This is a genomic window from Mycobacterium sp. IDUB_37 (genome assembly GCF_055419245.1).
In genome coordinates, this window is sequence record NZ_JBVAXG010000060.1 from 1 (window position 1) to 265 (window position 265).

The window sequence follows — 265 nt, forward strand, 5'->3', positions numbered from 1 at the left end:
CGAGGCCTGACCAGTACCACCGTTACCACCGGTGCCACCGCTACCACCAGCACCACCAGTACCGTTGTCCCCGGTGGCGCCGCCGTTACCGCCGGCGCCTCCGTTGCCGGCGTTACCGCCTGCCCCGCCGGCCCCTGCGGCGAGAAGGCCGTTGCCGCCGTCACCGCCGTTTTGGCCGCCGGTGGCGGTGCCGCCGTTGCCGCCGTTGCCGCCGCCGGTTGCGCTGCCACCGGCACCGCCGCTGCCGCCGTTACCGCCGTTGCCT

Annotated in this window: 1 protein-coding gene; it reads right to left on the bottom strand. The window is 75.1% G+C overall.

Annotated features, from left to right (window positions below):
- The coding region (locus ACZY1I_RS32305) for a hypothetical protein (protein WP_463761726.1) at positions 1-265 on the bottom strand (265 nt) is incomplete at both ends.